Below are 23,090 nucleotides of genomic sequence, written 5' to 3' on the forward strand. Positions count from 1 at the left end.
CCATGGCGGAAAAAGCACTGAAGAACAGCATCTTCGCCTGGGAGGGCACTGACCGGCGCGGATCCAAAATGAAGGGCGAACTGAGCGGTCAAAATCCCGCACTAGTAAAAGCCCAGCTGCGCAAGCAAGGCATTAATCCGACACGGGTCCGCAAGAAATCCAACCTTACCATCGGCACGGGCAAGAAAATCAAGCCCATGGACATCGCCATCTTTACCCGACAGATGGCGACGATGATGAAAGCTGGCGTGCCACTGTTGACGTCCTTCGACATCATCAGCGAAGGCTTTGAAAACCCTAACATGCGCAAGCTGGTGGAAGAGCTAAAGCTCGACGTCGCGGCGGGCAATAGTTTTGCATCCTCCTTACGCAAACGGCCACTGTACTTCGACGACCTCTACTGCAACCTCGTCGAGTCGGGCGAGCAATCCGGCGCACTGGAAACCCTGCTCGACCGGGTCGCCACTTACAAGGAAAAGACAGAGGCCCTGAAATCAAAAATCAAGAAGGCCATGAATTACCCCATCGCAGTTGTAGTGGTTGCGGTCATTGTTTCGGCAATTCTACTGATCAAGGTGGTACCACAGTTCCAGGCCGTTTTTGATAGTTTTGGCGCCGAGCTTCCGGCCTTTACCATGATGGTGGTTAACCTCTCGCACGCTCTGCAGGAGTGGTGGTACCTGCTCTTGGCCGGACTTGTCGGCGCGACATTCGCACTGAAAACTATCTACCAACGCTCGGAGAAGTTCCGCAACTGGCTGGATCGACTCACTCTGAAGCTCCCTATTGTCGGCAAAATCATCTACATGTCCTCTGTCGCACGCTACTCCAGGACCCTGGCCACGACCTTCGCCGCAGGCGTCCCTTTGGTCGATGCCTTGGATTCAGTAGCCGGCGCGACAGGCAACATCGTCTTCAAATCAGCAGTCGATAAAATCAAACAAGATGTATCCACCGGCATGCAGCTCAACTTCTCAATGCGTGGCACTGGCGTTTTTCCATCGTTAGCATTACAGATGACTGCAATTGGCGAAGAGTCTGGGGCGCTGGATGAAATGCTGGATAAGGTCGCAACATATTATGAGGACGAAGTAGACAATATGGTTGATGGCCTAACCGCACTTATGGAGCCCATGATCATGGCGGTCCTCGGCGTGCTGGTCGGCGGCTTGGTTATCGCCATGTACCTGCCAATCTTCCAACTAGGCCAAGTAGTAGGCGGCTAATCCATGCAGTTTGACTTTATGGCCGGCAACTTGCCGGCTTTTGTTTTGCTAGCAATCCTGCTTGGCCTATTAATCGGCAGTTTCCTCAATGTAGTGATCTACCGCCTGCCAGTCATAATGCAGCGCGACTGGCGTCAGCAGGCGCGGGAGATTCTTGAGCTTCCCGAGGAGCCCAAGCAGGACACTTTCAACCTGATCCTGCCGAACTCCTGCTGCCCCAACTGCGGTCGTCAAATTCGCCCTTGGGAGAACATCCCGGTGGTGAGCTATTTGTTCCTTAGCGGTAAGTGTGCAGGGTGTAAGGCGCCGATCAGCATGCGCTACCCGTTGATCGAACTGGCTTGCGGCATGCTGTCAGGCTATGTGGCGTTCCACTACGGCTTCGGCTGGCAGGCGGCCGGGGTATTGGTGCTGACCTGGGGCCTGCTGGCGATGAGCATGATCGACTGCGATCACCAGCTGCTGCCAGATGCCTTGGTGCTGCCGCTGCTGTGGCTGGGCCTGATCGCTAACCACTTCGGCGTTATTACCAACTTGGAGGATGCCCTGTGGGGCGCGATCGTCGGCTATCTCAGCCTGTGGTCGGTGTATTGGCTGTTCAAGCTGCTGACCGGCAAGGAAGGCATGGGTTATGGCGATTTCAAGCTGTTGGCCATGCTCGGCGCCTGGGGTGGCTGGCAGATTCTGCCGCTGACTATCCTGCTCTCCTCGCTGGTCGGTGCCGTGCTCGGGGTAATCATGCTGCGTCTGCGCAACCAGGAAACCAGCACGCCCATCCCCTTCGGCCCCTATCTGGCCATTGCCGGCTGGATCGCATTGCTCTGGGGTGATCAAATAACCGGGACCTATCTGCACTTCGCCGGTTTTAGATGAGCAAACCCTGGATTCTCGGCCTTACGGGCGGCATCGGTAGCGGCAAGAGCGCCGTCGCCCAGCACTTCATCGATCTCGGCGTCCACTTGGTGGACGCCGATCACGCCGCCCGCTGGGTAGTCGAGCCGGGGCGCCCTGCCCTGGCGACGATTATCGAGCGCTTTGGCGCGCAGGTACTGCAGGCCGACGGCACGCTGGATCGCGCAGCCCTGCGCCATCTGGTGTTCCAGGACGAGCAACAGCGCCGTTGGCTGGAAGGCTTGCTGCACCCGCTGATATTCCAGGAGATCAACCAGCACCTGGCCCGCGCCGAATCGCCTTACGCCATTCTGGTGTCGCCACTGCTGGTGGAGTCCGGCCAGCACCGCATGACCCAGCGCGTGCTGGTGGTCGACGCACCTGAGCACCTGCAGCTGCAACGCAGCATGCTGCGCGACAGCAGCTCCGAAGAGCAGATCCGCGCCATCCTCAAAGCGCAGACCAGCCGCGAGGAACGCCTGCGTCACGCTGACGACGTGCTGATCAACGACCGCGACCTGGCCTGGCTGCAGAGCGAGGTCGAACGCCTACACCATTTCTACCTGACCCTGCGCGGAGGCCAACCATGAGCACCACAGTGGAATGCCCGACCTGCGGAGCACCCGTGGAATGGGGGCCGCAGAGCCCCAATCGACCCTTCTGTAGCGAGCGCTGCAAGCTGATCGACCTCGGTGCCTGGGCGTCCGAGAGCCATGCCATTCCTGGTGACTCCCTGGAGGACTCGCCCTTCTCCGACGACCTACCACCGCGCGAGCACTGATCACGCCGCCGCCCATCACGGCCGCATAAAGGCGTAGTCGCGCTCCGGATCCAGATTGTCGGCGAGAAACTGCAGCTCCTGCGCCAGATCGGCCACCTCACGCTCCAGGCGATTCAGCTCCACCGCCTCGCTGAGCAGCGCCCGCAGACTCAGCAACGGGTCGAAGCCATGCCTCTGCGCCTGCTGCAGGCTGCTCTCCAGCTCCCGCCGCGCCCATGCGTGCACACCCATGATCCCGCCCTCCCGCGCCATTTCTCCCAGCATGTCGGCAGGGCAAGCCGCGAGCTTTGATCCAGATCAGCTGCGCTGGCGAGATAAACCGCGCTTATGGACGACGATCCGTATCGTCACCCTTCCACGGCGCCGCCAGGTAACGGGTGCGATTGAAGGTCTCCAGCCAGTCCGGATAGAACACCACCAGTCCGGTGACCAGCATGCCGTTGATGAAGGCCTCGGGGAACATCACCAGCCACAGGTAGCCGATGAAGTCTTCCAGCCAGGGCGGCATGACGTACAGGCCGTCATGCCAGAGCAGCCCCAACCCGCCCAGCAGACAGACCAGCGCTGTCAGCGCGGCGGGAAAGAAGCCGCAGCAGAAGATGTAGACGAACAGATTGCGCGGCTGACGCCGTTCCACTAGCACGGCAAAGGTTTCGGCGATGGCCACAGGCATGGCCACCAGCAGCAGGCCATTGACGCCCAAAGCCGCCCAGTCCAGGCGCCCCAGCGCCAGCAGGCCCAACTGCGCGGCAAAGCCACAGAGCAACGCCAGCGGCCAATCCAGCAGCAGGGTTACGGCGGTCATGCCAATGAAGTGAAAGGACAGCCCCGAGGCGAAGTCGCGACGCACCAGCCACAACAGAAACAGCGCCAGCATCGTGCCGAACAGCAGGTGTTGGCGGCGCTGGTCGCTGAACAGCTCAACCCAGGGCACGCGCCATAGCGCCCACAACAGCACCAGGGCATAGCTCAGCCAGCCCAGCCACAGACTGGCCGGCAGCAGCAGTTCGGCGGCGATCATGACGCGCCCCTGGTCGAGAACACCTGGATATCCGTGCGCGCACTCCAGCCTTGCTGCGCCCGCCAGAAATCCAGAGCCTCGGGCGCATCGCGCAGCACGAAGACGTGGGACTTGCCCACGCCGAGCGCTGCCAGCCTGGCCAGCGCCTCGTCCAGCAGCCCCCTGGCCAGGCCGCGACCACGCCAGGGAGCATCGACCACCAGGTGCTGCAGATAGCCGCGGCGACCGTCGTGGCCCACCAGCAGACAGGCGATGGGCGTGCCGTCGACCTCGATCAGCAGGCTCAGCTCGGGATTGCGCGCCAGATAGCGACAGAACGGCTCATAGGCATCCTCAGTGCGGATACATATGCCCGGCGTGCGCCGCCACAGCGCGAGCAATGCGGCGTGGTCGGCGGGAAGGATGGCGCGTATCTGCATGGCGGTTTCCGTGGCTGCTCGGTGCAGTCTACCGCGCCCGAACGCGACTGGCTTTTACGCTATTCTGCGGCCATGGACGACTCCGACTACCTGCGCCTGCTCACACGCCAGGCGGAACAGGCCAACGAATTTCTCTCCAATGCACGCAAATGGGAGCGCGAGCGCTGGGTCTGCCAGCGCCTGCTGACTGCGCTCAACCTGCGCCACCGGCAGGACGAGTTCGCAACCGGCCAGGAGCCGCCGGACGTGCTGTTCCGCGGCGCCAACTTCGAGGTGTTCTTCGTGCTTGATCGTGACCGCCGCCTCAATGACGAGTGGCGCGAGGAGCTGCAGCGTCGCCGCAGCGCCTTATCCCTCAGCCAGCTGCTGCGTCGCGAGGCGCGTCCACGGCGTATTCCAGCCAGCGAACTGCAAGCCCGCCTGGCGCCGACCCTGCGCAAGAAGGCGCACAACTATGGCGAGCGCGGTCTCGAACCGGGCGAGCTGGACCTGCTCGCCTACGTCAGCCTCAAGCGCGAGGTGCTGGACCTCAACAGCCCCTTCCCCCCACCCAGCGAATACCTGCGTCAGGGCTGGCGCTCGCTGTCGCTGGTCGGCCCCAACTACGCCCGGGTGCTGTTCGCCCACCGCGACGCGCCGGACTTCCTGCGCCACAACCTGGGCCGCACCGTGCTGTTCGACGTCGGTATCAGCCTGTGAGTGAGCTCCTGGAGCTGCTCGCCACCGTGCCCCAGTGCGGCCGCGTGCGCTGGCTCGGCGTACGCCCGCAGGCGCGCGGCGTGATGCTCGAACCGGAGGCCGTCGAGGCCAGGCGCGAAGCCGGCCTGACCGGCGATCACGCCCGCCCCGGGCCGCGCAATACGCGCCAGGTAACGCTGATCCAATGGGAACACCTGGCGGTGGTCGGCGCACTACTGAATCGCGAGATCACTCCGGCCGATCTGCGCCGCAACATCGCCGTCGCCGGCATCAACCTTTTCAGCCTCAAGGGCCGGCGCTTCCGCATCGGCCAGGCACTGCTGGAGACCACTGGCTGGTGCCAACCCTGCGCGCGCCTGGAGCAGCGCCTCGGTCCGGGCACCTTCCAGGCCATGCGCGGGCATGGTGGGATCACCGCGCGGGTGATCGAAGGCGGCATCATCCGCCTGGACGATCAAGTGCGCGTTGAGCCGGCATGAGGGACGTGCCTAGAATGGGCGCATTCTTCGAGAGGATCGCCATGAGCAGCCGTCTCAGCCCGGAAGACCAGAAACGCGTCGAGCAGTATCTCAGCGCTCCGCAGCATCAGGTGGAGCGCCAGCCGTTCCGCCCCTGGCGCCTTCTGTTGATCGTCATCGCCCTGACGATCGGCCTCGGCCTCCTCTCCCGCCTACTTGTCGGACTGGCGCTATGAGCCGCATCGCGCTCGCCCAGTCGGGCCTACCGCTTTCCTTAAGCCTTGTGAGATATCCCCATGACTCATCGTATCGTGATCGTCGGCGGCGGCGCCGGCGGCCTGGAGCTTGCTACCCGCCTGGGTAGAACCCTGGGCAAACGCAAACAGGCCAGCATCGTGCTGGTCGACGCCAACCTCACCCATATCTGGAAACCGCTGCTGCACGAGGTGGCCGCCGGCTCGCTGAACTCCTCGGAAGACGAGCTGAACTACGTGGCCCAGGGCAAATGGAACCACTTCGAGTTCCAACTCGGGCGCATGAGCGGTCTGGATCGTGCGCGAAAGACCATCAAGCTGGCTGCCACCCTGGACGAGGACGGTGGCGAGCTGCTAGCCGAACGCGAACTGGCTTACGACAGCCTGGTGATCGCCGTTGGCAGCACCACCAATGACTTCGGCACGCCCGGCGCCGCCGAGCACTGCATCTTCCTCGACACCCGCGAGCAGGCCGAGCGCTTCCACCGGCAGATGCTCAGCCACTACCTGCGCGCCCACGCCGGCAAGAGCGACGACGGTCGCATCAGCGTGGCCATCGTCGGCGCCGGCGCCACTGGGGTGGAGCTGGCCGCCGAACTGCACCACGCTGCCCATGAACTGGCCGCCTACGGCCTGGATCGCATCCAGCCACAGAACATGCGCATCACCCTGATCGAGGCGGGCCCGCGCGTACTGCCGGCGCTGCCGGAGCGCATCAGCGGCCCGGTACACAAGACCCTGGAGAAACTCGGCGTCACAGTGCTGACCGGCACCGCGGTGAGCCAGGTGACCGCCGAGGCGCTGCTTACCGCCCAGGGCATGGAGGTTCCTGCCAGCCTCAAGGTGTGGGCCGCCGGCATCCGCGCGCCGGCCTTCCTCAAGGATCTGGACGGCCTGGAGAGCAACCGCATCAACCAGCTGCTGGTGCGCCCGACCCTGCAGACCACCCTGGACGACAGCATCTTCGCCTTCGGCGACTGCGCCGCCTGCCCGCTCGGCGACGGCAGCGAACGCACCATCCCGCCGCGCGCCCAGGCCGCGCACCAGCAGGCCTCGCTGCTGGCCAAGGCACTCAAGCTGCGCCTGGACGGCCAGGCCCTGCCGGAATTCCGCTACCGCGATTACGGTTCGCTGATTTCGCTGTCGCGCTTCTCAGCGGTGGGCAACCTTATGGGCAATCTGATGGGCAGCGTCAAGCTGGAGGGCTGGCTGGCGCGGATGTTCTACGTGTCGCTGTACCGCATGCACCAGATGGCGCTGTATGGCGTGCTGCGCACCGCTCTGCTGATGCTCGGCGACCGCATCGGCCGCAGCACCGAGCCACGCCTGAAACTGCACTAAGCACATGAGGAGCGGCTCGCCGCCCCTTCTCACATCGCCAGCTTTCTTACAGGCAACAAAAAGCCCGCGCTAGGCGGGCTTCTTGTTTAAATGGTGGGTCGTGTAGGATTCGAACCTACGACCAATTGGTTAAAAGCCAACTGCTCTACCGACTGAGCTAACGACCCAAAAATGGTCGGGGTAGGGGGATTCGAACTCCCGACATCTTGCTCCCAAAGCAAGCGCGCTACCGGACTGCGCTATACCCCGATAGGAAGTTGGCTCCGCGACCTGGACTCGAACCAGGGACCCAATGATTAACAGTCATTTGCTCTACCGACTGAGCTATCGCGGAACTACGGTCTTCCCACCTCTTCCACTGGACCGGCCAGGCCGATTCCCGTATCAGAGGCGCGCCATTTTACGGCCCAGAATGCTTATGTCAACCCTGACAACGAGTTATTTCATCCGCACCGCCACCGGCGATAAAAGGCTACTCTATTGCTAGAAACATGTTTGAGATCACAGCGATAGCCTCGACCCGGCTATCGCCCCAGGACGCCGCATGAGCTCGCAGGACCTCCCACCACCCCAGATTCCCGGCGTAGCCAGCCGCGCCATCCAGCCCCGCTTCGGCGAACTGGTCCAGGATTGCCGCAAGCTGGTGATGAACAACCTGGCCGAACACCTGACCGAGTTGTTCGCACAGGTCGACGACACGCTCTTCGAAGGCGCCGAAAAGGCCGAGAACAACAAGGTACAGAGCCTGTTCTTCGATGCCATGCGCGACCTGCGCAAACTGCGCCCACAGATAGAACGCAGCTACCACCAGCGCATCGCGCAGAACTTCGCCGACTTTCTCGACGGCAAACTCAAGGCCAAGGCTCAAGGCGGGGAAGCGGATAGCGAAAACCTGAGCCTGATGCAGAACGAGGAGTACGAGGAAAGCCTGCAGGTGACCAACATGGTCAGCAAGGTCAAGGCGCGCAGCAGCCGCGCCCTGTTCGCCCTGGAGCAGCGCCTGGCCCTACTCAACAACGGCCAGAAGCTGGTCGAGGATGCCAACCCCTTCGGCCCTCAGGCCCTGGCCGAGGCCTTCCGCGAGGCGTTGACACCCCACCCGCTGCCGCTGCGGATCAAGGTCATCCTCTATATGCTGTTCGACCGGCATGTGATGCAGGGCCTGGATACGCTGTATGAGATGCTCAACCAGCGCCTGATCAACGCCGGCATCCTACCCAACCTCAAGTTCACTGCCCAGCGCTCGCCATCCGCCAGCCCGCCCAGCCGCCCGGCGGAGGGCGGCACAAGCGCGGCAGCGGCCCAGGCACCGGCCGGTACGGCGCTAGTTGTCGCTGCCAGCCATGCTGGTGCGCTGCAGAACATTCAGGCCGCCGCGCCGATCATTCAGGCACCGGCTGACCTCAGCGCGCCGCCACCACAGGACCCCGGCCAGCTGCTCGGCGGCCTGGCCGCCCTGCTCGGCGAGCGCCGCCAGCAGGACCTCGACGCACCGCTGCCGGGCGGCACCCGAAGCATCGCCAGTTTCGCCCCGCGCACGGCCACCAGCACCTACAGCGCCGGCGAGTTGCTCGAAGCGCTCACCCGCCTGCAGCAGCAGTCCGCCAGCACCCTGACCCAGCGCCTGCAGGGCCCGCAGCCGGTAGAGGACATCAAGGTCAACCTGCAGCAGCAGCTGGAGTCCCTCAGCAGCGTGCCGGGCCAGCAGAAACTGGCCGATCAGGAAGCCGACGTGATCGACCTGGTGGGCATGCTGTTCGACTTCATCCTCGATGACGACAACCTGCCACACAGCTGCAAGACCGCCCTCTCCCACCTGCATACGCCTTACCTGAAGGTGGCGCTGCAGGACAAGGCACTGTTCACCCAGCACCAGCACCCGGCCCGCCGCCTGCTCAACACCATGGCCCAGGCCGGCGTGCTGTATGGCGGCGAAGGTGACGAGCGCGGTCTGCTGGCGAAGATCCACTGGGTAGTGGAGCGGGTGATTCACGGTTTCACCGGCGATCTGCAGCTGTTCGACAACCTGCTGGAAGAGTTCAACGAGTTCGTTGCCACCCTCAAGCACAAGGTCGAGCTGCGCGAGAAACGTGCGGTGGAGGCTGCCAAGGGTCGCGACCGCCTGCTCGGCGCGCGCCAGCAGGCGGTCGCGGTAATCCACAACGTGCTGCGCGAGCGCCAGCTGCCGAGCGTGATCCACAACTTCCTGGAACTGACCTGGGCCGATGTGCTGGTCTTCGTCCTGCTGCGCCACGGCGAACGCAGTGCCGAATGGCAGCGCGCGGGCGACGTGGCCGAACAACTGGCCTGGAGCGGCACACCTCTGGATGCCGATGGCCGCAGCCGCCTGCAGAACGTGCGCGTCACCCTGCTGGACGAGCTGCGCAAGGGCCTGGAGCTGCTCGGCGGCTACCACGAGGACGGCATCCGCCGTCTGCTGCAGGACATAGTCGCCTGCCAGCACGCGGTGCAGGCGCAGCAGCCGCAGCTGGCCGCGCAGATCAAGAGCCAGCTGCAGGAAAGCCCGCTGGGCGCCATGCTCGGCGAGGACGCGGTCCTGGCCGAACCGGTCAAGCGCGAGGGCCAGCTGACGGCACGGGCCCAGGCGCTGATCAGGGAGCTGCAGCAAGTGGAGTTCGGCACCTGGTTCGAGTTCGTCCAGGGCAAGGACATCCTGACCCTCAAACTGTCCTGGTTCAGCCCGACCACGCACAACTACATGTTCGTCGATCACAGCGGCCAGCGGGTGGCAGTCAAGCCGATCCGCCAGCTGGCCAACGAAATGGAGCAGGGCCTGGCGCGCATCGTCGCACCGGAGCGCAGCGCACCCCTGGTGGACCGCGCCCTGGGTGCCATCTACCGTGTTCTGCAGCGTTTCACCGGGCGCGCCAACGAAGTCGGACAAGGAGCTTGAATGGACGATCGTCGCCAGCACAGCCGCCACACCACGCAACTGGGCATAGATGTTCTCGACCTGCACAGCGGCCGCCGCCTCGGCCGCATCGTCGACCTTTCCGAGGACGGCTTCATGCTGGCCAGCGAGGCTCCGCCGGAGGCCGACTCGGTCTGGGAGTGCCGCCTGGTGCTGGACCAGCCCCTGGACGGCATCCATGAAGTGCGTGTGGGCGCCGACTGCCTATGGAGCCGCGCCGGCGAGGCCGGACACAGCGGCTGGTGCGGCTTCCATATCATCGACCTGGCCGACGACCAGATCGGCCCACTGGCGCTGCTGTTGCGCCACCTGCAGGTCTGAACGAAAAAGCCCCGGTCTCCCGGGGCTTTTTCATCATCGCCGAACTCAGGCGAAGACGATCTCGTCACCCTCGACCCGTGCCTGGATCGACATGCCCGGCAGGAAGCTGCCGGCCAGGATCTGCTGCGCCAGCGGGTTCTCGATCCAGCGCTGGATGGCCCTCTTCAGCGGCCGCGCGCCGTAGACCGGGTCGAAACCGACCGACACCAGCTTGTCCAGCGCCTCGGCCGACAGCTCCAGGCTCAGCTCGCGCTCGGCCAGGCGCTGACGCAGGCGCGCCAGCTGGATCTCGGCAATGCCGGCGATCTGCTCGCGACCCAGCGGCTCGAACACCACCACCTCGTCGATGCGGTTGACGAACTCCGGGCGGAAGTGGCTGCTCACCGCATCCAGCACCGCAGCGCGTTGCGCCTCGCGGTCGCCGACCAGCTCCTGTATCTGCGCCGAGCCGAGGTTGGAGGTCATCACCACCACGGCGTTGCGGAAGTCCACGGTGCGACCCTGGCTGTCGGTCAGGCGGCCGTCCTCGAGCACCTGCAGCAGCACGTTGAACACATCCGGATGGGCCTTCTCCACCTCGTCCAGGAGGATCACTGAGTAAGGCTTGCGGCGCACCGCCTCGGTCAGGTAACCACCCTCCTCGTAGCCCACGTAGCCGGGCGGCGCGCCGATCAGGCGGGCCACCGAATGCTTTTCCATGAACTCGGACATGTCGATGCGCACCATGGCCTCCTCGGTGTCGAAGAGGAACTCGGCCAGCGCCTTGCACAGCTCGGTCTTGCCCACCCCGGTGGGACCGAGGAAGAGGAAGGAGCCACTGGGACGATTGGGATCGGCCAGGCCGGCGCGCGAACGACGCACGGCGTTGGCCACCGCCACCACCGCCTCGTGCTGGCCGATCACCCGCTTGTGCAGGTCATCTTCCATGCGCAGCAGCTTCTCGCGCTCGCCCTCGAGCATCTTGGCCACCGGGATGCCGGTCCACTTGGAGACCACCTCGGCAATCTCCTCGTCGGTGACCTTGTTGCGCAGCAGCTGGTTCTCGCTCTTGCCGTGCTGGTCGACCATCTGCAGGCTGCGCTCCAGATCCGGGATCACCCCGTACTGCAGCTCGGCCATGCGCTGCAGGTCGGACCGACGCCGCGCCGCCTCGAGGTCCGCCTTGGCCTGCTCGATCTTCTGCTGGATCTGTGCCGAACCTTGCACCTCGGCCTTTTCCGACTTCCAGATCTCTTCCAGGTCGGCATATTCCAGCTCCAGCTTGGCGATGTCGTCCTGCAGCTTCTCCAGGCGCTTCTTGGCCGCCTCGTCGTCTTCCTTCTTCAGCGCCTCGCGCTCGATCTTCAACTGGATCAGGCGACGCTCCAGGCGATCCAGGGCCTCGGGCTTGGAATCGATCTCCATGCGGATGCGGCTGGCGGCCTCATCGATCAGGTCGATGGCCTTGTCCGGCAGCTGGCGGTCGGTGATGTAGCGATGGCTGAGCTTCGCCGCGGCGATGATCGCGCCATCGGTGATGGTCACGCCGTGGTGCACCTCGTAACGCTCCTTCAGCCCGCGCAGGATGGCGATGGTGTCTTCCTCGCTCGGCTCATCCACCAGCACCTTCTGGAAACGACGCTCCAGGGCGGCATCCTTCTCGATGTACTGGCGGTATTCGTCCAGGGTGGTGGCGCCGACGCAGTGCAGCTCACCGCGGGCCAGAGCCGGCTTGAGCATGTTGCCGGCGTCCATCGCGCCCTCGGCCTTGCCGGCGCCGACCATGGTGTGCAGCTCGTCGATGAACAGGATGATGCGCCCTTCCTGCTTGCCCAGCTCATTGAGCACGGCCTTCAGGCGCTCCTCGAACTCGCCACGGAACTTGGCCCCGGCGATCAGCGAACCCATGTCCAGGGCCAGCAGGCGCTTGTCCTTCAGGCCATCCGGCACCTCGCCATTGATGATGCGCTGGGCCAGACCCTCGGCGATGGCAGTCTTGCCGACACCGGGCTCGCCGATCAGCACCGGGTTGTTCTTGGTACGGCGCTGCAGGACCTGGATGGTGCGGCGGATCTCGTCGTCTCGACCGATCACCGGGTCCAGCCGGCCCTCCTCGGCACGCTTGGTCAGGTCGACACAGTACTTGTCCAGGGCCTGGCGCGACTCCTCGACATTGGGGTCGTTGACCGCCTGGCCGCCGCGCAGGTTGGCGATGGCGTTCTCCAGGGCCTTCTTCGACACGCCCTGGGCCAGCAGCAGTTTGCCCAGTTTGGTGTTCTCGTCCATGGCGGCCAGTAGCACCAGCTCGCTGGAGATGAACTGGTCGCCCTTCTGCTGGGCCAGGCGATCGGCCTGGTTGAGCAGGCGCGCCAGGTCCTGTGACAGGTTCACGTCGCCGGTGGGGTTCTGGATCTTGGGCAGGCCGTCCAACTCCTTGGCCAGGGCCTTGCGCAGGGCGCCGACATCGAAGCCGACCTGCATCAGCAGCGGCTTGATCGAGCCGCCCTGCTGCTCCAGCAGGGCCTGCACCAGGTGCAGCGGTTCGATGGCGGAATGGTCGAGGCCGACGGCCGCGGACTGGGCGTCGGACAGGGCAAGTTGGAGCTTGCTGGTGAGACGATCGATACGCATGAATTGTCCTTCCTTCAGAAAGCGGGCCGGAGCGCTGAACTGCTCCTCTGAGTGAAGCCCGGTATTGCTCTGTAGATAGGGACAGTTTCGGCCGATTCAAGCGCCGACTATTTGCTGTGGATCAATCGACCAGCCACACCAGCGAAGCGAAGCGCCCGGTGCGGGCGGCGCGACGATAGGAGAAGAAGCGCTCGTCGTTGACGGTACAGAGGCCACCACCATATACGGCGGTGACGCCGCGAGCTGCCAGGCGGATGCGCGCCAGGGCATAGATGTCGGCCATGTACTTGCCGGCGTTGCGGCTGGGAAGAAAGACCTGCGCGGCCTCGGCGTGCTGCGCCAGGAAGGCTTCGCGCACCTCGGGGCCGACCTCGAAGGCCTGCGGGCCGATGGCCGGCCCTAGCCAGACCAGGATATCGGCTGGCTCGACCGCCATAGCATCCAGGGTATTTTCCAGCACCCCGTTTGCCAGGCCACGCCAACCTGCATGGACCGCCGCCACGCGAGTACCGGCACGGTCGCAGAACAGCGCCGGCAGGCAATCGGCGGTCAGCACGCAGCAGGCGATGCCCGGCGCGGAACTCCAGCTGGCGTCGGCGATGGGCACTTGAGCGGGATCGGCTGCGACTACGTCGGGGCTGTGCACCTGCTTCAGCCAGGCCGGCTGGCACCCCAGGCGCTCGACCAGCAGGCGGCGGTTGTCGGCTACGGCCTGCGCACCATCCTCGACGTGATCGCCGAGATTGAGACTGTCGAAGGGCGGCAGGCTGGTGCCACCGACTCTCGTGGTGACACAGGCGCGGACATTGGCCGGCGCCGGCCAGTCCGGCAACAGCCAGTCAGACGAAGGATTCATTGTCCTGACGCAGCAGCGAGAGCATCCACACCAGATCTTCCGGCAGCGGCGAAACCCACTTCATGCGCTGCCCAGTGGCCGGATGCTCCAGCTCGAGGAAACGCGCGTGCAGCGCCTGACGCGGGAACTCCTTGAGGGTCTGCACCAGTGTCGGGCTGGCCGCCGGCGGAATGCGGAAGCGCCCGGCATAAAGCGGGTCGCCGATCAACGGGTAGCCGACATGGGTCATGTGCACGCGAATCTGGTGGGTGCGCCCGGTCTCCAGCTTGACCCGCACATGGGTGTGCGAGCGGAAGCGCTCCAGCACGCGGTAGTGGGTCACGGCCGGCTTGCCGCCATCGATCACCGCCATGCGCTGGCGATTGGCCGAGCTGCGGCCGATCGGCGCGTCGACGGTGGCGCCGGAGGTGATCACGCCGATGCAGATGCATTCATAGATGCGGCTGACCGTGCGCCTCTGCAGCTGATCGACCAGTTTGGTCTGCGCCTGCAGGGTCTTGGCCACCACCATCAGGCCGGTGGTGTCCTTGTCCAAACGATGAACGATGCCGGCGCGCGGCACGTTGATGATGTCCGGCACATGGTGCAGCAAAGCGTTCAGCAGGGTGCCATCGGCATGCCCCGCCGCCGGGTGGACCACCAGGCCGGCCGGCTTGTCGATCACCAGGATGTGCTCGTCCTCGTAGACGATGTTCAGCGGAATATCCTGCGCCACCCACTCGCCCTGGGCCTCCTGTTCGGCTTCCAGGCTGAGCACGGAGCCGCTGTGGACGATGTCGCGCGGGCGAATGACGGCGCCATCGACGGTCAGGCGGCCGTCCTTGATCCAGGTCGACAGGCGTGAGCGCGAGTACTCGTCGAACAGCTGGGCGGCGACCTGGTCGAGGCGCTGACCACCGAGGTCGGACGGCACTTCGGCGGTGAGTTGGATGAGCTGATCGGAATCTTCGGACATGGGCTGCTGCGGAGGGCGGTGCGGCTTTTGGTTTCGGCGGCACGCTGTGGTTAAATACGGCGTCTTTGTCCCGGCGTTTTCCGGGGCGCTCATCATAACAGGACGGTCGAGGCCTAGACAGCCGCCGTCACAGGGACGCAAGCCACCATGCAAGTGAAACACCTGCTGCTGATCGCCACCCTCGCCTTCGTTGCCGCGTGCTCCTCCAACAAGCCGGAAGTGGATGAGAACCTGAGCGAGACCGAGCTCTACCAGCAGGCCCAGGAAGATCTCAGCAGCAACAGCTACAACAATGCCATCGCCAAGCTGAAGGCCCTGGAGTCCCGCTACCCGTTCGGCCGTTACGCCGAGCAGGCTCAGCTCGAGCTGATCTACGCCTACTACAAGAACGTCGAGCCGGAGGCCGCCAAGTCCGCCGCCGAGCGCTTCATCCGCCTGCACCCGCAGCACGCCAATGTCGACTACGCCTACTACCTCAAGGGCTTGGCCTCCTTCGACCAGGACCGCGGCCTGATCGCCCGCTTCATCCCGCTGGACCTGACCAAGCGCGACCCGGGCGCCGCCCGTGACTCGTACAACGAGTTCGCCCAGCTCACCAGCCGCTACCCCAACAGCCGCTACGCGCCGGACGCCAAGGCGCGCATGGTCTACCTGCGCAACCTGCTGGCCGCCTACGAGATCCACGCTGGCCGCTACTACCTGACCCGCCAGGCCTACGTCGCCGCCGCCAACCGTGGCCGCTACGTGGTGGAAAACTTCCAGGAAACCCCCGCCGTCGGCGATGGCCTGGCCCTGATGGTCGAGGCCTACCAGCGCCTGGAGCTGAACGACCTGGCCGCCACCAGCCTGGAAACCCTGAAGCTGAACTACCCGGACCACCCGACCTTGGTCGACGGCCAGTTCGTGCCCCTGGAAGAGGAAGCGGACAACCGCTCCTGGCTGGCCAAGGCCACTCTGGGTCTGATCGAATCCGATGCACCGCTGCCGCCGGGCGAAACCCGCGCCAGCCAGGACGTGATTCGCCAGTACGAGGAAGCCCAGGAAGATATCCCGGACGAACTGCAGCCAGAGAATCAGGACGAAGAAGCCCAGGAAGACTTGGAGAGCGAAGCGGAAGGCAACAGCGATGACCGGTCTTGGTTCAGCTACATGACCTTCGGCCTGTTCGACTAAGCCGTCAGTGCGACACGACAAGGGAGGCCTGGCCTCCCTTTTTCATGCCCGCATTCCACGCACAGTGCACGACAGCAATGTTTTCCTGCTGCGCCACAAGCGGCTCCTTGGCTAAACTGCCAGCCTGCCAACGAGAGAGCACACCATGTTCCGTCTGCTGTTCTGGGTCGCCGTGATCGCCGCCACCGTCTGGCTGTGGCGCCGCTTCAATCGCCCCGCCGCGCCATCAGCAAAGCCAGATGAAGATCAGCCGGCGCCCATGGTGCGCTGCGCCCAGTGCGGCGTGCATGTGCCACGCGACAAGGCGCTACCCCAAGAGCAGCTGTGGTATTGCAGCCAGGCCCACCTGGAGCAGGGGCAGCCACGGCAGTGAGCGCAGAGCATCTGACTCTCGATGGCATCCCCGGCCGACGGATACTGCGGCTGTACAACCTGTACCGGGTTGCCCTCGGCCTGGCGCTGGTCCTGCTGATCTCCAGCAACCTGGACAGCGAGCTGCTGCAGCTGGCGCATGTGCAGCTGTTCCGCTACGGCAGCTGGGCGTACCTGATAGTCAACGTCCTGATAACGGTGCTGATGCAGCGCCCCAAGCACCTGATACAGGTGTTTGGTCTGGCACTGCTGGACGTACTGCTGCTCTGCGCATTGTTCTATTCGGCAGGTGGCACTCCCAGCGGCATCGGCAACCTGCTGATCGTCGCGGTGGCGATTGCCAATATCCTGCTACGCGGACGAGTCGGCCTATTGATTGCCGCAGCTGCTGCCATCGGCATGCTCGCCCTCACCTTCTATCTAAGCCTGCATCGCCCCGCAGCCGGAACCCAGTTCGTCCAGGCTGGTGCGCTAGGTGCGCTGTGTTTTGCCGCGGCGATTTTCCTCCAGGGCCTCAGCCAGCGCCTGCAGCAGAGCGAAAGCCTGGCCGAACAACGGGCGGTCGATGTCGCCAGCCTGGAGGCGCTCAACTCGCTGATCCTGCAGCGCATGCGCACCGGCATCCTGGTGCTGGACAGGCAGCACAAGGTGCTGCTGGCCAATCAGGGCGCCCTCGGCATGCTTGGCCGCAGCAGGTTGGAAAACAAAGTGCTGGACCCGCATTGCCCGGATCTGGTCCAGCGCCTGCAACAATGGCAGCACAATCCGACCCTGCGCCCACAGAGCCTGCAGGCGATAGCAGACGGCCCCTTGCTGCAACCCAGCTTCATTCCCCTACACAGGGGCGATGAACTGCACACATTGATCTTCCTCGACGATATCTCGCAGGTCACCCAGCAGGCCCAGCAACTCAAGCTCGCCTCGCTTGGCCGGCTAACTGCCGGCATCGCCCATGAGATCCGCAACCCGCTGGGCGCCATCAGTCACGCCGCACAGCTGCTACAGGAGTCGGAAGACCTGGAGGAGCCAGATCGGCGCCTGGCCCAGATCATCCAGGATCATTCGCGGCGGATGAACATGGTGATCGAGAACGTATTGCAGCTCTCGCGCCGCCGCCAGGCCGAGCCACAACTGCTCGATCTGAAATACTGGCTGCATCGCTTCGCCAGCGAATTCCGCAACTCGGCGCGCCTGGATCAAACCCTGCACTTGGAAACCAGTAGTGGCAGCCTGCAGACCCGAATGGACCCGCACCAACTGACTCAGGTGCTGACCAACCTGGTACAGAACGGTCTGCGTTATAGCGCCCAAAGCCATCAATTGGGCCAGGTGTGGCTTAAGCTTTATCGCGACGCCGAGAGCGATCTACCCACCCTGGAAGTACTGGACGACGGACCCGGTGTGCCAGCCGAGCAGTTACAACACATCTTCGAGCCCTTCTACACCACGGACAACAAGGGCACCGGCCTGGGCCTGTATATTTCACGCGAGCTGTGCGAAAGCAACCAGGCTCGCCTCGACTACAAACCGCGCGAGGGTGGTGGCAGCTGCTTCCGCATTACCTTCGCCCACCCACGTAAGCTGAGCTGAACATGAGCACCCGGCAGAGAGCCCTGATCGTCGACGACGAGCCCGATATTCGTGAACTCCTGGAAATCACACTGGGCCGCATGAAGCTCGACACGCGCAGCGCACGCAACGTCAAAGAGGCCAGGGAGTGGCTAGCTCGCGAGCCGTTCGATCTGTGCCTGACCGATATGCGCCTGCCCGACGGCACCGGCCTGGAGCTGGTACAGCACATTCAGCAGCGCCACGCGCAAGTTCCGGTGGCGATGATCACCGCCTATGGCAGCCTGGATACTGCAATCAATGCCTTAAAGGCCGGCGCCTTCGACTTCCTGACCAAACCCGTCGATCTCGGCCGCCTGCGCGAACTGGTGGCTACCGCGCTGCGTCTGCGTAGCGGCGAGCACGAAGAGGGCCCGGTCGATACCCGACTGCTCGGCGATTCGCCACCGATGAAAGCCTTGCGCAACCAGATCCAGAAACTCGCGCGCAGCCAGGCGCCTGTCTATATCAGCGGCGAATCCGGCAGCGGCAAGGAACTGGTGGCCCGCCTGATCCACGAACAAGGCCCACGCAGCGAAAAGCCCTTCGTACCGGTCAACTGTGGCGCAATCCCATCGGAGCTGATGGAGAGCGAGTTCTTCGGCCACAAGAAGGGCAGCTTTACCGGAGCCATCGAAGATAAGCAGGGACTCTTCCAGGCTGCAGACGGCGGAACGCTGTTCCTCGACGAAGTTGCCGACCTGCCACTGGCCATGCAGGTCAAGCTGCTGCGCGCCATCCAGGAAAAAGCCGTGCGCGCGGTCGGCGGCCAGCAGGAAGCGGTGGTCGATGTACGCATCCTCTGTGCCACCCACAAGGATCTCGCTGCAGAGGTGGCCGCCGAGCGTTTTCGGCAGGACCTATTCTATCGACTGAACGTCATCGAGCTGCGCGTCCCCCCACTGCGCGAACGCCGCGAAGATATTCCCCTGCTGGCTGAAACCATGCTGCGCCGGCTATCCGAAGGCAGTGGCCTAGCAGCCGCGACCATCACCGGGGACGCTTTGGACAAGCTCAAGTGCTATCGCTTCCCCGGCAACGTGCGCGAACTGGAAAATATGCTGGAGCGCGCCTATACACTTTGCGAGAACGATCAGATCCAAGCTATCGACCTGCGCCTGGCAGATGCAACTCCGGTCTCAGAAGGCAGTGAAGCGTCGCTATCGCAGATAGACAATCTTGAAGACTATCTGGAAGAGATCGAGCGCAAGCTGATCATGCAGGCGCTGGAGGAGACCCGTTGGAACCGCACCGCCGCGGCTCAGCGGTTGGGTCTGACGTTCCGCTCGATGCGCTATCGCCTGAAGAAGTTGGGGATCGACTGATAGGTCGCGTCGACTGATTTACGAGCAGCTCCACCTTCGCCTCAACCCAGGCGCCAAGCTGGAGAGTATGGCGCCGGATCGATGATGGGCGCCTCACCAAGCATCAGATTCTTCAGCAACTCGCAGGATGCCGGAGCCAGTACCAGCCCGTTGCGATAATGGCCGCAATTAAGCCAGAGCCCCGGGTACTGCGGCAGCTCACCGATATAGGGAATGCCGTCCGGCGAGCCCGGCCGCAGTCCGGCCCAATGCCCGACCACCTCAGCATCAGCCAGTGCCGGCAGCAGCTCCTGGGCCGAGGCCTTGAGACCGGCCAACCCCTCGTCGGTGGGCGTTTTGTCAAAGCCTACATGCTCCAGCGTACTACCCACCAAAATGTGCCCATCCTTGCGTGGAATGGCGTAGCGACCTTTAGCCAAGACAATGGCCGTCAGAAAGTTTGACGCACACTTGTAGAGAATCATCTGACCCTTAACCGGCTCGACTGGAAGATCGAGCCCTAGTGGCGCCAAAAGCTCAGCACTCCAGGCGCCAGCCGCAAGCAGTGTCTGATCAGCAAGATAACACTCACCTTCAACCTTAACGCCAATAACTCTATTACCATCTATCAACGGGGTATCGACAGAACTGCTTTCGCAGATCGTGACCTCAGGCATCATGACTAGAGCACGGCGCAAAGACTTGAGCAGCCTGGGGTTACGCACATTAGCGACGCCCGGCATATGCAGCGCCTGCGTGAAGCTGGCCCCTAGAACAGGCATCTCGCTAAATAGTGCATCGCGATCCAGCTGCCGTAAGGGCTGCCCGGAACTACCCCCCCAGGAACATGCACAAGCCTCATCTTCCAGATCCAACCAATAAAGCCCAGTGGGATAAACCTCTGGATCTATACCGGTTTCATCAGCCAAGGCCCGCCCCAATTGCGGATAGAAGTCAGCAGACCAGTTCGCCAAGGCCTCAATCGCCGCACCATAGCGCCAGGGATAGAGAGGAGAAACTATCCCACCACCGGCCCATGAAGATTCTTGCCCCACTTCTTTTCTTTCGAAAAGCACGACCTTACGCCCGTGCCGCCCCAGAAGCAGCGCGCTCAACATACCGACTACACCACCGCCGATAACTGCCACATCAAAACGCTCACAACCCCCTTGCACTTCTAAAAATCTCTCTACACTTAGATTTCAAATCTCAACTTCAAGCAAGGATGCTGAAGTCATGAAAATACAAAAAGGCCAGAGTTTGGTCGAAATCTTAGTGGTCACGACTATCGTTCTGATCGTTGCCGGCATCAGCGCGCCCTTCATCGGGACCTCCCTCCACCGGATCAAAGATACTCAGATACTAAACCACATGCTGGGGCTGATTGCATTCGCACGCAGCGCTGCTGTTTTCACCCATCACACAACCCTACTCTGTTCAGGAGCCGAAGCCTGTTCAGGCTCACCTATCTGGACTGGCAATCTACTTGTTCTGCATGACTACAATGGAAATGGCCAAATAGACGCTGACGAACCCTTACTACGGCGCGAGCAGCTACCCGATGGCTACACATGGCACTGGCACAGCTTCCGCAAACTCACTCACATGCCCTACGAGCCAGACGGCACATCAAAGGCAGCGAATGGCCGATTAACTTTGTGCAGATCAGGCCAGCCAGTAGAACAGATAGTCATCAGCCTATCGGGACGGACTCGCCATCAGTCGCCTGACGGAAAAGCCAGGTGCGGGTAAGCATTTCATCGCGCTTTTTCTACGCCTGTCAGCGCCGAGTGGATTGGAAAAGAGCCAATACATAGGATCAGTTCGTGATCATCCAATCTGGATCCGCCATGCCCTGCCACCCAACCACCCGCCGCGCACAAGGTTTCTCTCTTGTAGAGCTAATGATCGTGCTGGCCATTATCGCGATTGTCGCGGCTATCGCCATTCCTGACTATCAATCATCAATGGCAGCCAACCGTGAAATTTCTGCCAGCAACAATCTATTAGGGGCGATGCAGTTCGCACGAAGCGAAGCCGTCACTCGTAGAACTGGAATTACTGTTTGCGCCAGCTCCGACGGTAGTAGCTGCGGGGCTAGCTGGAGCGCTGGAGGCATAGTAAGAACTAACGCTGGAGTTGTACTGCGGACCATCCCTGCAGCCAACGATGTCACGATCGCCGGCAACGCCATCACATTTCGCGGCAACGGCACCTCAGCAGGTGGCTCAATCACTGTAGGTAGCAGCAAGACTGTGTCGGTGAGCGCTATCGGTTACGCAAAAATTGAGTGAGAAGGTCAATGAAGAATCACTATAGCGGGTTCACTCTGGTCGAGGTCATGATCGCGGTTGTAATTCTGGCTGTCGGCCTTCTGGGCCTGGCCAGCCTGATGGTTCGTAGCCAGCAGTCCAACGAAAGCGCCTACGCCCGCAGCCAAGCTTCGCTCATGGCCTACGACATCATCGACCGCATGCGTGCCAACAAGGTCGCTTACTCCAGTACCGAATTGCGCAAGGTCAGCTATGCAACGCAAAACAATGCATATGCCCTCGATGAACTCCCAACACCTTGTGGGACCCCAGCAAGCGGCAATCAGGCAGCAGGCAGCGCCCAGGCAACCCAGGACATCCGCCAATGGTGCAATGGGTTGACCGCATCTCTGCCAGGACTTGTGCCCGGAGGCACAAGCATCGTGAGGAGCGGGAATCGCTATACCGTCCGCATCCAGTGGCAGGAGCCCAGCTCCGACGGATTGGGAACCCAACTGATCAATGTGGAGGCAGAGCTATGAACCGACAACACGGCCTGTCCCTAATTGAGCTGATGGTCGCGATTCTGGTCAGCTCAATTCTGATCCTTGGTGTCACCGATCTGTTCAACGGCTCACTGTTCTCCAGCCAGAGCAATAGCCAACTGGCACGCATGCAAGAGAGCGGACGCATTGCTCTGGAAGTCATTGGTGCCGATGCCAGGCGCGCCGGCTATCAGGGCTGCACTTCGGCAGACAACAGCTACACCCTCAGCGATGGCCACGTGCTACCGGATGATGCCGTCACCAGCACCGCCGCCACCGACGTGACATTCCGCTTCGCCTCGCCCGGCTCAGGCTGTTACGACAAGGACAACAATTACACCGCCGAAGACTTCAGCTCCCCGGCCGTAACCTATAGCACCGTGGGAAACAGCATCACCCGCAATGGCGATCCCATGCTCGACAACGCTAGCATGACGGTGAACTTCGTTCCCACCGGCACACCACTGACCGCGACGGCCATACGAGTGACCATTGTGGTCAGCGACGCCCGCACCACTACTCCCGAACCGCTGGCAAATCGGACGTTCAGCGCGACCTACGAGATGAGGAACCGCCTGTGATGAAGAACCGAGATCAAAAAGGCATGGTGCTTCTGGTCAGCCTGCTGCTGTTGCTAATGCTGACCCTGCTGGCAATTGCCGCAGCCAACCAATCCACCCTGCAACTGCGCATCGCCTCCAACAGTGAACTGCAGAATGCTTCCTTCCAGGTCTCGGAGAGCGGCATAGCACACTGGACTGAGGAATATTTTGCCTCTAAGAAATTCACCACAAGCGACGATGACACACTCATCTCTTCTGGCCGAACGGACCGAACGGAAGAGTTCACCGTGGCCGTGGTGTCCGCCCCCAGCGCTGAGAACTGTGGCAGCAGTAAAAACACTATCGGCCTACGCCCAGGCGGCATGCAGCTCTACTGCTTCGATATCGAGAGCACCGGCAAGGTGTGCGATGCATCCGGAACTATCTGCACGACGGCCGTACACCGGCAGGGCGGCCAGAAACGCGGCTCCGCCGCACAGTAACCCGGCCCCCACCATTCGACTTTTCTG

26 protein-coding genes and 3 tRNA genes are annotated in these 23,090 nt (G+C 62.8%); 19 read left to right on the forward strand and 10 right to left on the reverse strand.

The genetic code is table 11. The annotated features are described in order from the left end of the window. Positions 1-2 precede the first annotated feature (2 nt). Genes IB232_RS15700 through yacG form a run of 4 tightly spaced genes read left to right on the forward strand, consistent with a single transcriptional unit; the run spans position 3 to position 2,898 of the window. Positions 3-1,226 carry a type II secretion system F family protein gene (locus tag IB232_RS15700; RefSeq protein WP_192399547.1) on the forward strand — a complete coding sequence of 408 codons (1,224 nt, stop codon included), beginning with the start codon at positions 3-5 and terminating at the stop codon, positions 1,224-1,226. 3 nt (positions 1,227-1,229) lie between these two features. Beyond that, on the forward strand, positions 1,230-2,099 hold the full coding sequence (locus tag IB232_RS15705) for a prepilin peptidase (RefSeq protein ID WP_192399548.1): 870 nt from the start codon (positions 1,230-1,232) through the stop codon (positions 2,097-2,099). Next, positions 2,096-2,707: a dephospho-CoA kinase gene (coaE, locus tag IB232_RS15710; RefSeq protein ID WP_192399549.1), complete on the forward strand. Its 612-nt coding sequence runs from the start codon at positions 2,096-2,098 to the stop codon at positions 2,705-2,707. The genes IB232_RS15705 and coaE overlap by 4 nt, the downstream gene beginning before the upstream one ends. Then, on the forward strand, positions 2,704-2,898 hold the full coding sequence (gene yacG, locus IB232_RS15715; protein ID WP_137970913.1) for a DNA gyrase inhibitor YacG: 195 nt from the start codon (positions 2,704-2,706) through the stop codon (positions 2,896-2,898). The genes coaE and yacG overlap by 4 nt, the downstream gene beginning before the upstream one ends. Before the next feature lie 15 nt (positions 2,899-2,913). On the opposite strand, the gene IB232_RS15720 is transcribed toward yacG, so the two are convergent. The 3 genes from IB232_RS15720 to IB232_RS15730 form a co-directional block, all read right to left on the reverse strand. Beyond that, the gene (locus IB232_RS15720) at positions 2,914-3,129 is read right to left on the reverse strand and encodes a hypothetical protein (protein ID WP_192399550.1); all 216 of its coding nucleotides are present in this window, start codon (positions 3,127-3,129) and stop codon (positions 2,914-2,916) included. 94 nt (positions 3,130-3,223) lie between these two features. Further along, a complete protein-coding gene (locus tag IB232_RS15725; RefSeq protein ID WP_192399551.1) occupies positions 3,224-3,919 on the reverse strand; it encodes an energy-coupling factor ABC transporter permease in 696 nt (231 codons plus the stop codon). Continuing rightward, positions 3,916-4,338 carry a GNAT family N-acetyltransferase gene (locus IB232_RS15730; RefSeq protein ID WP_192399552.1) on the reverse strand — a complete coding sequence of 141 codons (423 nt, stop codon included), beginning with the start codon at positions 4,336-4,338 and terminating at the stop codon, positions 3,916-3,918. Before IB232_RS15730 ends, IB232_RS15725 begins: the two co-directional genes overlap by 4 nt. 72 nt (positions 4,339-4,410) lie before the next feature. On the opposite strand from IB232_RS15730, the gene IB232_RS15735 reads away from it, so the two are divergent. The 4 genes from IB232_RS15735 to IB232_RS15750 are packed head-to-tail and all read left to right on the forward strand — an operon-like array spanning position 4,411 to position 7,090. Then, positions 4,411-5,037: a DUF1780 domain-containing protein gene (locus IB232_RS15735; protein WP_192399553.1), complete on the forward strand. Its 627-nt coding sequence runs from the start codon at positions 4,411-4,413 to the stop codon at positions 5,035-5,037. Next, a complete protein-coding gene (locus tag IB232_RS15740; protein ID WP_192399554.1) occupies positions 5,034-5,516 on the forward strand; it encodes an MOSC domain-containing protein in 483 nt (160 codons plus the stop codon). Before IB232_RS15735 ends, IB232_RS15740 begins: the two co-directional genes overlap by 4 nt. Positions 5,517-5,557: 41 nt before the next feature. Next, complete coding sequence (locus tag IB232_RS15745; RefSeq protein WP_192399555.1) at positions 5,558-5,731, forward strand: DUF3094 domain-containing protein; 174 nt, start codon at positions 5,558-5,560, stop codon at positions 5,729-5,731. A gap of 60 nt (positions 5,732-5,791) precedes the next feature. Continuing rightward, on the forward strand, positions 5,792-7,090 hold the full coding sequence (locus IB232_RS15750) for an NAD(P)/FAD-dependent oxidoreductase (RefSeq protein WP_192399556.1): 1,299 nt from the start codon (positions 5,792-5,794) through the stop codon (positions 7,088-7,090). Between the two features lie 91 nt (positions 7,091-7,181). Here the strand turns inward: IB232_RS15750 and IB232_RS15755 are convergent. From IB232_RS15755 to IB232_RS15765, 3 genes are all read right to left on the reverse strand, one after another. After that, positions 7,182-7,257: transfer RNA gene (locus IB232_RS15755), tRNA-Lys, on the reverse strand. A gap of 5 nt (positions 7,258-7,262) precedes the next feature. Beyond that, positions 7,263-7,339: transfer RNA gene (locus tag IB232_RS15760), tRNA-Pro, on the reverse strand. A gap of 9 nt (positions 7,340-7,348) precedes the next feature. Then, positions 7,349-7,424, reverse strand: a tRNA-Asn gene (locus IB232_RS15765). 210 nt (positions 7,425-7,634) lie between these two features. On the opposite strand from IB232_RS15765, the gene IB232_RS15770 reads away from it, so the two are divergent. Both IB232_RS15770 and IB232_RS15775 read left to right on the forward strand, forming a co-directional pair. Next, positions 7,635-10,004, forward strand: coding sequence for a DUF1631 domain-containing protein (locus IB232_RS15770; RefSeq protein WP_192399557.1), 2,370 nt, complete (start codon positions 7,635-7,637; stop codon positions 10,002-10,004). Next, complete coding sequence (locus IB232_RS15775) at positions 10,005-10,343, forward strand: PilZ domain-containing protein (RefSeq protein ID WP_192399558.1); 339 nt, start codon at positions 10,005-10,007, stop codon at positions 10,341-10,343. A 45-nt stretch (positions 10,344-10,388) separates the two neighbouring features. Here the strand turns inward: IB232_RS15775 and clpB are convergent, their stop codons facing one another. From clpB to rluD, 3 genes are all read right to left on the reverse strand, one after another. Then, positions 10,389-12,953 carry an ATP-dependent chaperone ClpB gene (gene clpB, locus IB232_RS15780; RefSeq protein ID WP_192399559.1) on the reverse strand — a complete coding sequence of 855 codons (2,565 nt, stop codon included), beginning with the start codon at positions 12,951-12,953 and terminating at the stop codon, positions 10,389-10,391. A 121-nt stretch (positions 12,954-13,074) separates the two neighbouring features. Continuing rightward, positions 13,075-13,809 (reverse strand): peptidoglycan editing factor PgeF, encoded by a 735-nt coding sequence (gene pgeF / locus IB232_RS15785; RefSeq protein WP_192399560.1) that lies wholly within the window; start codon positions 13,807-13,809, stop codon positions 13,075-13,077. Beyond that, on the reverse strand, positions 13,793-14,764 hold the full coding sequence (rluD, locus tag IB232_RS15790) for a 23S rRNA pseudouridine(1911/1915/1917) synthase RluD (protein ID WP_192399561.1): 972 nt from the start codon (positions 14,762-14,764) through the stop codon (positions 13,793-13,795). Before rluD ends, pgeF begins: the two co-directional genes overlap by 17 nt. 147 nt (positions 14,765-14,911) lie before the next feature. Between rluD and IB232_RS15795 the strand changes: the two genes are divergently transcribed. The 4 genes from IB232_RS15795 to IB232_RS15810 all read left to right on the forward strand — a co-directional run bounded on the left by IB232_RS15795 (position 14,912) and on the right by IB232_RS15810 (position 19,242). Further along, the gene (locus IB232_RS15795) at positions 14,912-15,937 is read left to right on the forward strand and encodes an outer membrane protein assembly factor BamD (RefSeq protein WP_192399562.1); all 1,026 of its coding nucleotides are present in this window, start codon (positions 14,912-14,914) and stop codon (positions 15,935-15,937) included. Positions 15,938-16,082: 145 nt separating this feature from the next. Then, positions 16,083-16,310: a PP0621 family protein gene (locus IB232_RS15800; RefSeq protein ID WP_192399563.1), complete on the forward strand. Its 228-nt coding sequence runs from the start codon at positions 16,083-16,085 to the stop codon at positions 16,308-16,310. Next, on the forward strand, positions 16,307-17,899 hold the full coding sequence (locus tag IB232_RS15805) for a sensor histidine kinase (protein WP_192399564.1): 1,593 nt from the start codon (positions 16,307-16,309) through the stop codon (positions 17,897-17,899). Before IB232_RS15800 ends, IB232_RS15805 begins: the two co-directional genes overlap by 4 nt. 2 nt (positions 17,900-17,901) lie before the next feature. Next, on the forward strand, positions 17,902-19,242 hold the full coding sequence (locus tag IB232_RS15810; RefSeq protein WP_192399565.1) for a sigma-54-dependent transcriptional regulator: 1,341 nt from the start codon (positions 17,902-17,904) through the stop codon (positions 19,240-19,242). 41 nt (positions 19,243-19,283) lie between these two features. Here IB232_RS15810 and thiO read toward each other — a convergent pair whose 3' ends face one another. Then, positions 19,284-20,396: a glycine oxidase ThiO gene (gene thiO, locus IB232_RS15815; protein WP_318652275.1), complete on the reverse strand. Its 1,113-nt coding sequence runs from the start codon at positions 20,394-20,396 to the stop codon at positions 19,284-19,286. Positions 20,397-20,457: 61 nt separating this feature from the next. On the opposite strand from thiO, the gene IB232_RS15820 reads away from it, so the two are divergent. From IB232_RS15820 to IB232_RS15840, 5 genes are all read left to right on the forward strand, one after another. Beyond that, the gene (locus tag IB232_RS15820) at positions 20,458-20,973 is read left to right on the forward strand and encodes a GspH/FimT family pseudopilin (protein ID WP_192399567.1); all 516 of its coding nucleotides are present in this window, start codon (positions 20,458-20,460) and stop codon (positions 20,971-20,973) included. A gap of 74 nt (positions 20,974-21,047) precedes the next feature. Next, entirely contained in the window at positions 21,048-21,515 is a 468-nt protein-coding gene (locus tag IB232_RS15825) for a GspH/FimT family pseudopilin (protein WP_192399568.1), read from the forward strand. An 8-nt stretch (positions 21,516-21,523) separates the two neighbouring features. Further along, positions 21,524-22,015 carry a type IV pilus modification protein PilV gene (gene pilV / locus IB232_RS15830; protein ID WP_192399569.1) on the forward strand — a complete coding sequence of 164 codons (492 nt, stop codon included), beginning with the start codon at positions 21,524-21,526 and terminating at the stop codon, positions 22,013-22,015. Continuing rightward, entirely contained in the window at positions 22,012-22,599 is a 588-nt protein-coding gene (locus tag IB232_RS15835; RefSeq protein ID WP_192399570.1) for a PilW family protein, read from the forward strand. Before pilV ends, IB232_RS15835 begins: the two co-directional genes overlap by 4 nt. Continuing rightward, positions 22,599-23,063 carry a PilX N-terminal domain-containing pilus assembly protein gene (locus IB232_RS15840; RefSeq protein WP_192399571.1) on the forward strand — a complete coding sequence of 155 codons (465 nt, stop codon included), beginning with the start codon at positions 22,599-22,601 and terminating at the stop codon, positions 23,061-23,063. Before IB232_RS15835 ends, IB232_RS15840 begins: the two co-directional genes overlap by 1 nt. The last annotated feature ends 27 nt before the right edge of the window (positions 23,064-23,090 follow it).

The organism is Pseudomonas sp. PDM15, from assembly GCF_014851565.1.
In the GTDB taxonomy this organism is placed as follows: Bacteria; Pseudomonadota; Gammaproteobacteria; order Pseudomonadales; family Pseudomonadaceae; genus Aquipseudomonas.

Bases quoted from the DNA above. Each gene is read 5' to 3' on its own strand.
- IB232_RS15810 (WP_192399565.1), top strand. From the start codon at position 17,902: ATGAGCACCCGGCAGAGAGCCCTGATCGTCGACGACGAGCCCGATATT.
- IB232_RS15835 (WP_192399570.1), top strand. From the start codon at position 22,012: ATGAACCGACAACACGGCCTGTCCCTAATTGAGCTGATGGTCGCGATT.
- IB232_RS15770 (WP_192399557.1), top strand. From the start codon at position 7,635: ATGAGCTCGCAGGACCTCCCACCACCCCAGATTCCCGGCGTAGCCAGC.
- IB232_RS15795 (WP_192399562.1), top strand. From the start codon at position 14,912: ATGCAAGTGAAACACCTGCTGCTGATCGCCACCCTCGCCTTCGTTGCC.
- IB232_RS15700 (WP_192399547.1), top strand. From the start codon at position 3: ATGGCGGAAAAAGCACTGAAGAACAGCATCTTCGCCTGGGAGGGCACT.
- coaE (WP_192399549.1), top strand. From the start codon at position 2,096: ATGAGCAAACCCTGGATTCTCGGCCTTACGGGCGGCATCGGTAGCGGC.
- IB232_RS15775 (WP_192399558.1), top strand. From the start codon at position 10,005: ATGGACGATCGTCGCCAGCACAGCCGCCACACCACGCAACTGGGCATA.
- IB232_RS15735 (WP_192399553.1), top strand. From the start codon at position 4,411: ATGGACGACTCCGACTACCTGCGCCTGCTCACACGCCAGGCGGAACAG.
- yacG (WP_137970913.1), top strand. From the start codon at position 2,704: ATGAGCACCACAGTGGAATGCCCGACCTGCGGAGCACCCGTGGAATGG.
- IB232_RS15725 (WP_192399551.1), bottom strand. From the start codon at position 3,919: ATGATCGCCGCCGAACTGCTGCTGCCGGCCAGTCTGTGGCTGGGCTGG.
- IB232_RS15745 (WP_192399555.1), top strand. From the start codon at position 5,558: ATGAGCAGCCGTCTCAGCCCGGAAGACCAGAAACGCGTCGAGCAGTAT.
- IB232_RS15840 (WP_192399571.1), top strand. From the start codon at position 22,599: ATGAAGAACCGAGATCAAAAAGGCATGGTGCTTCTGGTCAGCCTGCTG.
- IB232_RS15750 (WP_192399556.1), top strand. From the start codon at position 5,792: ATGACTCATCGTATCGTGATCGTCGGCGGCGGCGCCGGCGGCCTGGAG.
- rluD (WP_192399561.1), bottom strand. From the start codon at position 14,764: ATGTCCGAAGATTCCGATCAGCTCATCCAACTCACCGCCGAAGTGCCG.
- IB232_RS15800 (WP_192399563.1), top strand. From the start codon at position 16,083: ATGTTCCGTCTGCTGTTCTGGGTCGCCGTGATCGCCGCCACCGTCTGG.
- IB232_RS15730 (WP_192399552.1), bottom strand. From the start codon at position 4,338: ATGCAGATACGCGCCATCCTTCCCGCCGACCACGCCGCATTGCTCGCG.
- IB232_RS15720 (WP_192399550.1), bottom strand. From the start codon at position 3,129: ATGGGTGTGCACGCATGGGCGCGGCGGGAGCTGGAGAGCAGCCTGCAG.
- IB232_RS15705 (WP_192399548.1), top strand. From the start codon at position 1,230: ATGCAGTTTGACTTTATGGCCGGCAACTTGCCGGCTTTTGTTTTGCTA.
- pgeF (WP_192399560.1), bottom strand. From the start codon at position 13,809: ATGAATCCTTCGTCTGACTGGCTGTTGCCGGACTGGCCGGCGCCGGCC.
- IB232_RS15820 (WP_192399567.1), top strand. From the start codon at position 20,458: ATGAAAATACAAAAAGGCCAGAGTTTGGTCGAAATCTTAGTGGTCACG.
- clpB (WP_192399559.1), bottom strand. From the start codon at position 12,953: ATGCGTATCGATCGTCTCACCAGCAAGCTCCAACTTGCCCTGTCCGAC.
- pilV (WP_192399569.1), top strand. From the start codon at position 21,524: ATGAAGAATCACTATAGCGGGTTCACTCTGGTCGAGGTCATGATCGCG.